This is a genomic window from Brevibacillus sp. SIMBA_040 (assembly GCF_046535075.1).
GTDB lineage: Bacteria > Bacillota > Bacilli > Brevibacillales > Brevibacillaceae > Brevibacillus.
The window spans coordinates 1-12,133 of the sequence record NZ_JAWRXI010000024.1 but is presented as its reverse complement, the minus strand read 5'-3'; the positions used below and the strand labels follow the sequence as shown (position 1 = coordinate 12,133).

The following is a 12,133-nucleotide window of genomic DNA, read 5'->3' as shown; positions in this document are numbered from 1 at the left end:
CGGATGAAAAGGGGCACGCGCAACCCCAATCATCCAATTTTTGGAATGTTCCAATAGTAAAACATCCCTTTTCACCATCGGCAAAAAGGGATGTTCATTTATTGCAGCAAACCTTTGTTATCATCCAAATCTGGTGCTACGAATGTCGCCGCTTTTTTTCTCGGCTGAGCTTCTGGGATATAAGCAGTCAGATCGGCTATGTCAACCTCTTGTTGTTTCATCGAGGATGCTGGAATGTCAAAAGCCCACACTCGATGGCTATTTGCCTCTACCTTCATGTTTTGGAGGGTGTAGTGCACACGCGCTACAGTTTGCCCTGCTTTATCATGAACAATAATCGGTACTTCTGTGAACTCCAGACGTTTTTCCAAACCATTGCGGAAAACTACAACGACTTTGAGTCCGTTGTCTTCGCCTGTTTTTATCTCAAGTACCTGCAGGTCTACTTCACCCTCTTTGACTGGTGTTTCTTCTGCTGCCTTTTTCATGTAATGCTCATTCTCACTAACAGACAATCCCATATTCAATTCCTGATTGTCTTCGGCTTTGTTTGCTTGCGTTTTGTGGTAAGCCAAAGTTAACGGAATTTCTTTATCTGGCATCTGACTGAACTCATCCCAACGGAACAGAAACTCAACAGGCCGGCTGGACATATCTCCAATCGGACCGGTAGCCATCAGATCAAACGATTTATTCGCTACTACTTCTCCGTCTGCAGTAACAAGCATCAACGGGAGCTTTTGCAAAAGAATACTTCGATCTGTCGAATTGCGAATGAATGTGAGGACGAGATAGCCTTCATTCGTCACCTGTGTGTAGAAAGGAAAGATGCCTAGCTCATCTCGAACGACAGGCGGCAATTCATCATGGACGTATTGCAACAGCTCTTGCTCTGCATCATCTAGCTGCTGATCCCAAGGTCCATTCATGAGCAAGAACAATTCCTTGGATTCCACTCGATTGGCCGACTGTTCAGGCTGGTCAATCCCGGAAACTCCCAGGTAAAGCTCTTTATGCAAATGCTCGTGTATATCTTCTCTGACTTGTTCCAGACTTTCTTTGGAACCAAACCAATTCTCCAATAACCAACTCATATGTCAACCTCCTCATTCCTGCGATAGAAAAATAAAATACTACTCTACTTCAAGAACCCATTTACGCAGGTTGGCATCAGGCTTCTTAACTATGTCCGGAGGGAAAACCACAAGCCATGGGCGACTATTGCCAGGCTGTACGTGAATGGTACTAGCATCGAGCACACCTTTTGCTACTAGTTCCCCATCCATATCCGAAATTTTAACACGCAATTTGTCCGGGTTGTATACGCCTTTCGTTCCATTACGGAACAGCATAGCAGCCACCAAGTGACCCTCATTTGTTTTCCCAATGTCAAAACCTGTTACTTCAACAGTATTGACTGGAATCGGCGGTAAAGAAAATGCCAATTTTTCCAAACGGTCTTTTTGGCGATCCGTCAAGCGTTTTTCCATTTCAGGGTCAAGCTCAAGTGTCCGAGGCCATACGTGTGTACTATTACCAGCCTTCATAACTACTTTCCAACGACTGAATGTAAAGTTGTCATGTAAATAGCTATCCATCGGGAAGAAAACTTCCCATGGGCGGCTCGTATGTGCTGGAATTGGCCCCATTTCAGACAGGTCCACCTGAATCCGAGCAAATGGTTCGTCATCCAAATAAATCGCTAAACGAATATTTTTAATCCGTACCGTACGAGCTGTTGAATTACGGAAAAACAGCGCAACCGTTGTACCCATAGCCTCTGGCATCATACTGAATCCAGTCACACTCACCATACCTCTTACCATATCAGGCAATTCAGCCTGTAAGAAGCGTAAGGTGTATTTTCTCTCCGCATCCAGCTCCTGCTCCCACATCGGATGAAGGGAAAGCTCTGTATGAACCAATCCCCCTGATTTGGTCTGTTGCGGCTCTGATTCTGTTGATTCCACTTCAACTTCTGTTTCTTTTAATTCAGCTGCATCAACCTTCGATTCTTCTTGAATTTCTTTTTTTAGGTCTTCAATTGAACGATTATTTTGATCTTTACCGAACATATTCTTCATAAAAGAAAACATGCAATTACCTCCTTACCGTTCGATTACGAACGAAACTCCTACATAATCATAAATGTTTCTTTCCATGCGAGCAAATCAACCAATCTCTTTATGATTCTTGAGGAATCGTAACCTTCCAACGTGAAAAATCTGGGTCTTCTTTTTCGATAATCTCAGGCGGATAAATAAACATCCATGGCTTGCTAGTGTTGGCATTTACAGTAAAGTTGCTGAGTTTAAATGATCCAGCTGCAATCCTATCTCCAGTCGCATCGTGTAAAACGAGCGGAAGGTTTTCAAAAGAAATAGACTGTGTCGATCCATTGCGAATCAAAAGCATGACGTGGAGAGCACCATCCTCAGTGCGGCGTATCTGCATGCTTTGAAAATTGACTTCTCCCTCTTTTAATGCAGGCAGATTTTTCGCCAGTTCAATCAAAGAATTTTTCTGCTCGTCAGATAGTGCCTTGATCCAAGACTCTTCAAGCTCCAACTGCGAAGGCAGAACCATTTTTTTCTGCGCAAGCTCAAAGGCAATCTTCCAATTTGCAAGTAACACATCAACTTGTAAAAAATGCTCGCGAGTAAATACAAACGACCACGGTCTTGCAGAACGCGGTGGAATTTCCCCTATCTCGCTCAGATCAAAAGATTGGCGGGTAAACAACTGCTGATCTCCAAACAATATCACCAGCGTCATCTCTCCCAAACGAATGGCACGATCCGTGCTATTTCGCACAAACGCGGTTACTTCCACACCAGCTTCATGTGCAACAAGGGCTGTACCTGCAAGAGAAATATTACCTTTTGCAAGTGGAGCCAACTCCTGAGCCATAAAGGAAAGCGTGTATTGCTCCGTCTTACTGAGCTTTTCCTCCCAAGATTCATGCAAAGAAAGAGAAGTAACGATTCCCGTCGATTCCGCATGCTCTTGCAGCTGTTCCTGATGTGACTGTTCGGTATCAGAAGCGGGCAATACGGACTCCTCCTGAACCTGCTCACGCACCTCTTGCGGTGTTGGCGTTTTTCCCTTTAAATTCTTCAAGAAGGATAACATAGTCTCGCTCCCCACTTTTCTCTACATCTATATAGAGTTCTGTTCGTCATTCACTATAGCATAGTGACATCCTTTTGCAACATAGAAAACTTGGCATTAAAAGCGCTATATTTGTAGCCTCTCGAGCACCTCTATAGGTACGGATAAAGGATGGGCAATATTTGTTAGGATACCTGTATGCCTAGCCAATGTCAAGGAATGGCAGTAAGAGAGGATTTTCATTTTACATATTAAACCTTTATTGATAAAATAATCATGTCTAAACAAATATCTTGGGGATTTAACTATTTGTCGGCTGACGTGTTCAGTCGACTTTTTTTGTTGATTATCCTGTCTTCATTTTATTCCTTCATTATATAGACGCTTTTTTCACCAAGATGTTTCATTCTAAGTACTAATAACGGACACAAAAAAGCCTCCAGTCTTATCGCTAAAGGCAGGGGTGCCAATCCTATTCAGATGAAGTGCTTATATTACCTGATGACTCTATTTAAGAAAATTGATTCTTTCTGTAATCAATTGTACTTTCCGGTAAACGGGCATCCTCGATTCCCAATTTAATTGTGGATCAATAACCTGTTCTTTTATTTTTTCCCTGAGCCTCTCCAATTCTCTTACATCGGTTACGGAGTATATGTTTCTATAAAAATGATCCATTATCGCCTCAACTCATCTCTGAATTATCAGTACTTCTTCTTCACAAATAACTTATATAGTTAAGACTTTCTTGATAGAATCTTTTACTCGTTCACTGAGAAAGGGTTTTACCAGAAAGTCTCGTTTTTTGCCTCCGCTACTACGTCATATCCTGTTTTTATTATCGTGTCCCTCAAAATTCCTCGCATGAATGCCGCGTCATCTACAATCATGATTCTTTTCATAGGCTTGGCCATTCTCTTTTCTATGACAGTTTTATGCTCCTACCATGAATCACTTTTTGCCATTGTAGCAAATTGGTCTTTGAAAAAAACCTAACTAAAGATAGGTTTCCTAGCTAATTGGATATAAAGAAAAAGAAAGAGTCTACCGTTACACGTGGATAGACTCTTCTATACTCTCAGTTATTCATTTTGCGAAAGTTATCATTAGGTTTTCAGAGTTCACACGTGTAACAATTTCAGACAGTCCCCCTTATGTATATAGGGATATAACTATATGCTGTGTACCTCGTCAAAATATCCACTAAAAAATGGATACATCACTTCTAAATTGCAGGCGTTTCCATTACTTAGGAAATAGCATCAACCATATTCCTTTTTTCTACAAATGGTCGAGTAACATTATAACAATAAAATCCAGAAAACAAGTAAGTTTCTGGAATTGGTTAACAATTTGAAATTCTTGTAAGGGTTAGTGCTATTACCAGTACAATTAACCAAGCTGCTGATCAGCAACTAGAAATTAAGGTAAATGGCGAGAAAACTGTTACTGTTGATGAGTTGAAAGCAGCTGGTTACAGTGTTGAATTCCTTTTCAACTATACTGCTACTGCTGCTGAAAAAGCTACAGGCCTGATTAATGCTAGCAACAAGACAGCGTTTAAATATGCTGTGAAAGTAACTAAAGATGATGCTGTCTTCACTTCTGATTGGACTGATGTAAAAGTAGTCGATGCTACTGTTGCAGTTGAAGTAACAGAAGCTGGCCTCAAGTCTGGTTCCGAAGCTTGGAATCTTGATTATATCACAGTTTCCGACCAAGCAGTATCCTTGGCAGCTACTAAAGCTGTAAATGCACTTGGAAAATCTGAAAACGTAACTCTTCCAGCAGTAGAGAAAGTAACTTCTAGCGATGTTACTGTTGCCTACTACAATAACGGTGCTATCAAAGCATTGAAAGCTGGAAATGTAACTTTCACAGTTAAATTTGCTGGTTTGGAGAAAACTGTTTCTGTTCCAGTAGTAGTTAAAGCAGCTCAAGAGGCTACTTCTATTGCTGAAGCTGGACAAACAGTAAAGGTAAAAGCTGGCGAAGCAACAGATGTTGACTTCACTGTTAACGATCAGTTTGCTCAAAAACTGAGAACAAACGCTACTCTGACTGTTAAAGTAATTGATAAAGACAATAACGAGACTTCGGCTACATTAACTGCTACTGCTGGAAAAGCAACTATTAGCGAATTTAACAAAGCTGAAGGCGATTATACTGTTAAAGTTTTGAGCAACGATACTGAAATTGGTGCCTTCACAGTAAAAGCTGTTGACTTGGCAACTGCTATTGTCGACAAGTATGAACTTACTGTAGCAGATAAAGCTCAAATCGATTTGAAAGATAACCTGTTAGATCCTCCAGCGGCTAAACTGACTGTTTCTATCAACGCATTTGCTGATGAAGTTAAACTTGCTGGACAAGATTTGTCTAATGCTGTTACTGGACTGAAACTTGAGTCCTCTGACAAAGACATCGTAGCAGTACCAGCTGATGCTTTGACAGCAGCTAGCTTCACTGTTACTGGTGGAACAAAAACAGGAGTGGCAACTGTTTCCCTTGTAAAAGAAGAGGGAGATTTTAAAACAAAGCTGGCATCCATCAATGTTGAAGTTGTGAATACAACCCCTCAAATTACCTCTTTGACTCTTCAAGAAGGTAAAACGCAAGTAACATTCTCTGGGGAAGAACTTACTACAGACGACGTAGTAGCTGCCCTTACTGCAGGTAAAGACGAAAGTGGTCTTGAGATTTTGACTGCAGATAAAATTGAGAATGTAACTTATGTTGCTTCTGATGAAAAAGTAATTGTAAAAATCAAAGCAATCTACGGTGGTCAAACATTTGTTTTTGACGCTAGTAAAGTTGTAGAACCATCTGTTGAACCATCTGTGGAGCCATCCGTAGAACCGTCTGTTGAACCGTCTGTGGAGCCATCCGTAGAACCATCTGTTGAGCCAAGCAATACTCCTCCAACTGGTGGGGAAGTTACAACTGTGTCGACTCCAGATGATGATACACTTGCTGAAGGCGATGTTGTCACTATTAACTTTAGTGAAGATATTGAAAATAGTGCAGGTGAGGCAGTACAGGCTATTATGAATGCACTTGCAGGTACTGCATTCGAAGGTAAAGTCACTGTCGCATCGGTAGCGGGCGAGAATACCGATTCTACTGCATTCACACTGACTGTAAAAACTGGTGAAACTATTTCTCTGGCAACCGGTAACGTAATCACGCTTACTGCGGGTGCAGTAGCTGATCTTGAGGTTGCACTGAATGATGCAGATATTACTTTCACCGTAACAGATACTATCGCAGCAGAGTAATATTTTAGTAAAAAGTTGCCCCATGTACATGCATGGGGCATTTTTTTTAAGGGTCCAGCTGAGTACAACTGGGAGGTTTACATATGTCCAGTAGCAATCCAATAGTATCCATTATCTTTCCGGTAAAAAATGAAGGTATTAACGTAAAAAATACGTTAGATTCTTTAGTAAAAGTAAAAACAGACTTTAGTTATGAAGTTATAATTGTTGATGATGCTTCTGAAGACGCATGTTGTGAGTTTTTGTCTTCCCATGAGTACCCAATCACGATTACACTAGTGAAAACGGACGGTTTAGGTGCTGCAAATGCACGAAATGTTGGTTCCAAAAAGGCTAACGGAAAGTACTATATTTTTTGTGATGCTCACTTGTTCTATGAAGATTATTGGATGGATAAGCTGATTGAGCCAATGGAAGTGGGGATAGCAGACGGAGTCGTTCCAGGCATTGCTCCACATGATAAGCCGAATATCGTTGGGTATGGATATACAATAAACCTTGAGAAATTTAAGGCAAATTTTAACGGCCAGAGCATTCTTACAAAAGGTCTTGAACCGGTTGAGACACCGTGTTTACCTGGCGGATGCTTAGCTATCAAGAAGGATGTTTTTTTTGATATTGGTGGGTTCGATAAAGGGTTCATTGTCTGGGGACATGAGGACATCGAGATTTCAATAAAAATGTGGTTATTTGGCTATAAATGTTTTATTCAACCACAGGTAAAAGTATTACATATATTTAGAAAGTCATTCCCTTACACTGTAAAGGCTAGTCATACCGATTACAATCTCATGAGAATGGCATATAGCCATTTTTCTGAGGAAAGAATTGAAAAATGCAAGAAGTATATACAGATTCCTGAAAAAACAGATCAAATTGTTAAGTCAGTCATTGATAATGGTGTATTAGAACAAAGGGCTAACTATTCTTTGAGAAGAAAATTCGACGACGATTGGTTTTTTCAAAAATTCCATATTAATTTCTAAGCAAAGATATATTACTGAAATTAAATATACAACCTTGAGTACGTAACCCCTATGACAAAGCAACATTGACTTTCTAGGGGTTTTTCTGTTTTTTTCAGGTAATGACTTCGACAATGACCGTTTTATTTTCTATGGGTGACTATTTTGGTTTATTGGATGGTATTTTTTAGGTATAATGAAATTCAATAGGTTTATTTACTGATTCTTGTATTCCTGTTATAAGACTCACGTAATTGGTTACGATAAGGCTATATAAGTACTTCAGATCTCGCACGTTCTTTGTTTTATTGAAAAAGGTGGACGGATTCTATGCTACTCTTGAACACGGTTCAAATTTTCTTACAGTACTTGTCTTCCATTGACCGTAGTGATGAAACGTTGACTGGTTATCGGAAGGATTTGATATGTTTTACTCGTTTTCTAGAGAATAAGTACAATTGTGAGCCTTATGTTGATGAGATTACATCAAACGATATACAAGACTATCTGACCTATCTAAAGGATGAAAGGAAGTATGCTCCTTCAAGCAGAGTGCGAAATCTACATACACTTCGCTCCTTTTTTTCATATGCCTACAATAAAGAAATTGTAGTGAGGAATGTGGCAATTTCCATTGAGAAAATTAAAGTTCAACAGAAAGAGAGAACATATTTGAGCGAGGAAGAAGTGAAGCTATTGGTTCAGACTATCGATCATGACCTAATACGCTTAGTGGTTATTGTATTGTATATGACAGGACTACGTATTTCCGAATGTCTGAATCTCACTATAGATGATGTTGATTTAGAGAAAAAGGTCATTCATGTTGTAGCTGGTAAAGGAAATAAGGACCGACTCATCCCCATATCACAAAGGCTTTTGCCTGTACTGAAAGATTATATTCAACATAAACGACCAAATACAGGTTCGGTGCTATTCTTTTGCACCAAAAAGTCAGGAATGCTTTCTCCTGTATATGTAAATCGAGGGATTTCAGAAGCCGTCAATAAACTGGGATGGAAAAAGAAAGTCACCGCACATATTCTTCGTCACAGTTTTGCCAGTCAACTAGTAAAAAATGATGTCAATTTGGTTCAAATTCAAAAGCTGTTAGGGCATTCTTCTCTTAAGGTCACGAGTATTTATACTCACACCGATCTGGATCAGCTCACAGAGGCTATCAATACCCTTTAAACCGAATAGAAAGAATGCAAAGGGAGTTAACATAGGGATGCAAAAAAATATGGAATTACTAACAGAACCAAAAATGATTTACGACGAACGCGTGAATGAAATACTGCGCGGTCTTATTGAGGGGAAAACGAGAGACGAACTCGCAAAAAGTCTGGGATATAAAAATTATAAAACGCTTGATATCTATATGCGTCGCAAGAATTTCAAATGGAATAGAGATAAGCAAAACTACGTGCCCGCTTATAGTTTACTCGACAAGCAGGATATTAGTCTCGCGTTGCCCAGTTCTTCCAAGGTATCTACCGTGATTTCGTTGTTCGAAAAAAAGGGAGCCGATGCCAAGACAATTGCCAAAAGACTCGGGTTTACAGATCACCGTGAACTAGCCAATTACATGAAGGCAAGGGGATACAAATGGTCATCTGAGCAAGGGAACTACCAGAAGGTGTATGGTCAGTTACACAAGGAGACGGCAGACCGCTCTTCGGCGCTAGATGAGATTTCGGGTAAAGATTTAGAGAGTGAAGCTGTCATCCCTCCTATATCTTCGAGCGTGTCACGTATGGATGCAGGAACACTGGAACGCTTTTTGCCGCTCCTAGAAATGCTGGAGCGAAATAAGGATAAATTAATCGATATCATTGTACCAGGAACAGAAAGCGGAAAAGTTCCTCGATATGCCGTTCCAGGAATCTTCGTTACCAAATCCGTACACATGACAAATACGCTTGATTCCCTAGTCCGTGAATACAGCAAGGAAAAGAACATCAGTCAGAGGGATATCTTCGCAGTAGCACTGATTGAGTTCTTCAGAAGATATGGCTATGAGCATGAAATAGAGACTTTACTGGGAAGGACATAGCTTAAAGGCTGTGTTTCTTTTTGTATGAGTTAGGACGAGGGCCTCTACAAAACAGAATCCCCAATCATCATTAAAGATGATCAGGGATTCATTTATCATTTCAAGCCTGGATACTGATCTGTATCCATTTCCCAGTCGGATCCAAAGTCCCATCCTACAAACGAATTTTGTATTTTCATATCCTCAGTAGTTAACGGGATGCCTTTTCCAGTATCATTCTTTTGCGTTGTATCTTTGTCATAATAAGATTTCGTAATCGAGCCGTTATTTAAGCCAATTAAACCTCCTGTATTTGCACCACTCCCCATTACTTCACCTGCAGCATAAGTCTCAGTGACATCGCCCGTGTTACTTCCAATTAGCCCACCTGTATCGGTCGATCCACTTACAATCTTCGCAAGCGAGTATGCTCGCAGTACAGTGCCACTATTTTCCCCCACTAAACCACCAACCTGTGTAAAGTTCCCGCCAACGGAGCCCTCCGAATAAGATTGTTTGATCATTCCACTGTTCACCCCGACTAGCCCTCCAACACTTCGGCTCCCAAAGATGTCTACGTTTGAATGGGATCTTCCGACTTCAGCTTGGCTATCCATTCTCCCTACAAGCCCGCCTGTATAAAAACTATTATTGGTATTGGTTATAGTTCCTTCAACGTAACAATTGTGGATGGTTCCTTCTTGCATATAGCCAATTAAAATCCCAACATTAGATCCATCAGCGCTGATATTAGCTCCAAGCAGTTCAAGATTCATAATTTCAGCACTACCCGCAGTACTACCAAAGAGACCGACACTTGTACCAGCGGTGATGAACAAACCATTGATTTCCTTGCCATTGCCGTCAAAGGTACCAGTGAAAGGTTTACTTGGTGTTCCTATTGGTACCCAACCATTCCCTGTATTATAAGGAGCCACGTCCAAATCAACATCGCCATTCAAGACAAAATGGGAGTCCAGATGATCTCTCACATTGTCTAATTGCTCTGCATTGGCAATCATATATGGGTTGCCTGCTGTTCCGTCCCCACTGGCAAAATCGCTGTTCGTGCTAGTTATATACGTATAAGCATTTATAACTGTTGCTGTTCCTTTGGGCGTAGTTACAGAGACATCTACTGGCCCCTCCACGTTTCCTGCTGGTACGGTAGCTGAAATCTGGGTTGAAGAAATTACGATAAATGATGTAGCAGGTACACCACCAAATGTCACCGATTTGGCACCAGTAAAATTCGTACCCATGATGGTTAATGTGTTTCCACCAGCTATTGGACCTTTATCAACGGAAAGGCTTGTGATTTCTATGCTATTCTCGACTTATGCCACTTTCATGGTTTTCGAGTCGAGCCTACACCGTGCAGGCGACTTTCATCGCACACGGCGTTCCATCAACCAGTAAGAAGGAATGAAATTTGTGAAACAACAAAGAGGATTGCAGAACGAATCCCTCTGCAATCCTACTTTGCTGTTCTTCACTTGTAGACTTGAGAAACTACAACGCCCATTGTAAGTTCTCGTATCCTTCTTATCCGCTGACTGGGTTCCTTCGCTCCGGCCAGTTTTCTCCTCCCCGCCTGTGTTGCCACTACGGGTACAAACGGCAAGCCATCTACACTACTACGAACCCGCTGCCATCTTATCAGCCTCACTGGTGCTACCCCACCTCTTCTGATAAGACTTCAAACGTTCCACCTTGTCTATCCCTTGTTTTGCTGACCGTAGGTCCCCACTATACAATCCGAGAAAAACAGGTTTAACAGCCTGAATTGTTCCTGCTTCGTCTGTACGATCTCGCGTACATCGACTGTTGTCAAACCCCTAGCGCTTATTACCTGACAACAGCTATCTCGTATTGGGTCACCATGGATTCGTCTCCTGACCATAGCCAGCTTTTAAAGAGCCCCGCCTTGCATCCAGCAAGTACGACTTCACCTGACTTCACGAGAGCAGCTGGTATAGGACTGCTTCCGTGCAGGAGGATTAGGCACATGAGTTTATAGGCTGTTCTCATGGATTGGAATTGCGCCAATCTATTCGACATGGTAGTTAGAGAGAAACCTCTTAGATTTTGAGCTGTTGCCTAGTCTAAGAGGTTTTCTCCACTTCTTTCACTCAGATGAGTTTATGAAGTAACGTTTCGTGATTTTTTTAAGGAGTTTCTTCTTTCACAGTAACAGTAAATGCTTTGGTTTGAGATACAGAACCCTTAGTCAGAGTAGCTGTCAATGTTACCGTTGCATCGCCAGAACCATTAGCAGGACGCGTAACTGTTCCATCAGTACCTACTACAGTTTCATCAGTAGAAGCCCAAGAAATAGCTACTCCATTTGCACCTGTTGCTGGCAGAGTCAGGTTAGTAGTTACTGCTGTAGTGTCGCCCAAATCAAGGTCTGTTTTTGCAGCATCTACAGCTTGTTGATCAGTTAGACCTGCTTCTTCTTTCACAGTAACAGTAAATGCTTTGGTTTCAGATACAGAACCCTTAGTCAGAGTAGCTGTCAATGTTACCGTTGCATCGCCAGAACCATTAGCAGGACGCGTAACTGTTCCATCAGTACCTACTACAGTTTCATCAGTAGAAGCCCAAGAAATAGCTACTCCATTTGCACCTGTTGCTGGCAGAGTCAGGTTAGCAGTTACTGCTGTTGTGTCGCCCAAATCAAGGTCTGTTTTTGCAGCATCTACAGCTTGTTGATCAGTTAGACCTGCTTCTTCTTTCACAGT

The 12,133-nt window shown here is 41.2% G+C and carries 9 protein-coding genes and 1 pseudogene; 4 read left to right on the top strand and 6 right to left on the bottom strand.

The features are described 5' to 3' along the window. Positions 1 to 98: 98 nt before the first annotated feature. From SB752_RS28070 to SB752_RS28055, 4 genes and pseudogenes are all read right to left on the bottom strand, one after another. Positions 99 to 1,094, bottom strand: a complete 996-nt coding sequence (locus SB752_RS28070; RefSeq protein ID WP_410718758.1) for an SLAP domain-containing protein — start codon at positions 1,092 to 1,094, stop codon at positions 99 to 101. Between the two features lie 39 nt (positions 1,095 to 1,133). Then, positions 1,134 to 2,096, bottom strand: a complete 963-nt coding sequence (locus SB752_RS28065) for an SLAP domain-containing protein (protein ID WP_410718757.1) — start codon at positions 2,094 to 2,096, stop codon at positions 1,134 to 1,136. A gap of 88 nt (positions 2,097 to 2,184) precedes the next feature. Further along, on the bottom strand, positions 2,185 to 3,132 hold the full coding sequence (locus tag SB752_RS28060) for an accessory Sec system S-layer assembly protein (RefSeq protein WP_410718756.1): 948 nt from the start codon (positions 3,130 to 3,132) through the stop codon (positions 2,185 to 2,187). A gap of 779 nt (positions 3,133 to 3,911) precedes the next feature. Continuing rightward, positions 3,912 to 4,013: pseudogene (locus tag SB752_RS28055) on the bottom strand (two-component system response regulator); the annotation flags it as partial. Between the two features lie 558 nt (positions 4,014 to 4,571). Here SB752_RS28055 and SB752_RS28050 point away from each other — a divergent pair. From SB752_RS28050 to SB752_RS28035, 4 genes are all read left to right on the top strand, one after another. After that, entirely contained in the window at positions 4,572 to 6,389 is a 1,818-nt protein-coding gene (locus SB752_RS28050; RefSeq protein WP_410718755.1) for a PT domain-containing protein, read from the top strand. A gap of 83 nt (positions 6,390 to 6,472) precedes the next feature. Beyond that, positions 6,473 to 7,375, top strand: coding sequence for a glycosyltransferase family 2 protein (locus SB752_RS28045; RefSeq protein ID WP_410718754.1), 903 nt, complete (start codon positions 6,473 to 6,475; stop codon positions 7,373 to 7,375). Positions 7,376 to 7,684: 309 nt separating this feature from the next. Next, a complete protein-coding gene (locus SB752_RS28040; RefSeq protein ID WP_410718753.1) occupies positions 7,685 to 8,548 on the top strand; it encodes a tyrosine-type recombinase/integrase in 864 nt (287 codons plus the stop codon). Positions 8,549 to 8,585: 37 nt separating this feature from the next. After that, on the top strand, positions 8,586 to 9,410 hold the full coding sequence (locus SB752_RS28035; protein ID WP_410718752.1) for a hypothetical protein: 825 nt from the start codon (positions 8,586 to 8,588) through the stop codon (positions 9,408 to 9,410). 95 nt (positions 9,411 to 9,505) lie between these two features. Here SB752_RS28035 and SB752_RS28030 read toward each other — a convergent pair whose 3' ends face one another. Both SB752_RS28030 and SB752_RS28025 read right to left on the bottom strand, forming a co-directional pair. Further along, positions 9,506 to 10,708, bottom strand: coding sequence for an IPT/TIG domain-containing protein (locus SB752_RS28030; protein WP_410718828.1), 1,203 nt, complete (start codon positions 10,706 to 10,708; stop codon positions 9,506 to 9,508). Positions 10,709 to 11,557: 849 nt separating this feature from the next. Beyond that, positions 11,558 to 12,133: immunoglobulin-like domain-containing protein (locus tag SB752_RS28025; protein ID WP_410718751.1), on the bottom strand; the 576-nt coding region annotated here is incomplete at its 5' end.

Excerpts from the sequence above, each read along its gene's own strand:
- SB752_RS28060 (WP_410718756.1), bottom strand. The coding sequence starts at position 3,132 with ATGTTATCCTTCTTGAAGAATTTAAAGGGAAAAACGCCAACACCGCAA.
- SB752_RS28065 (WP_410718757.1), bottom strand. The coding sequence starts at position 2,096 with ATGTTTTCTTTTATGAAGAATATGTTCGGTAAAGATCAAAATAATCGT.
- SB752_RS28040 (WP_410718753.1), top strand. The coding sequence starts at position 7,685 with ATGCTACTCTTGAACACGGTTCAAATTTTCTTACAGTACTTGTCTTCC.
- SB752_RS28035 (WP_410718752.1), top strand. The coding sequence starts at position 8,586 with ATGCAAAAAAATATGGAATTACTAACAGAACCAAAAATGATTTACGAC.
- SB752_RS28045 (WP_410718754.1), top strand. The coding sequence starts at position 6,473 with ATGTCCAGTAGCAATCCAATAGTATCCATTATCTTTCCGGTAAAAAAT.
- SB752_RS28070 (WP_410718758.1), bottom strand. The coding sequence starts at position 1,094 with ATGAGTTGGTTATTGGAGAATTGGTTTGGTTCCAAAGAAAGTCTGGAA.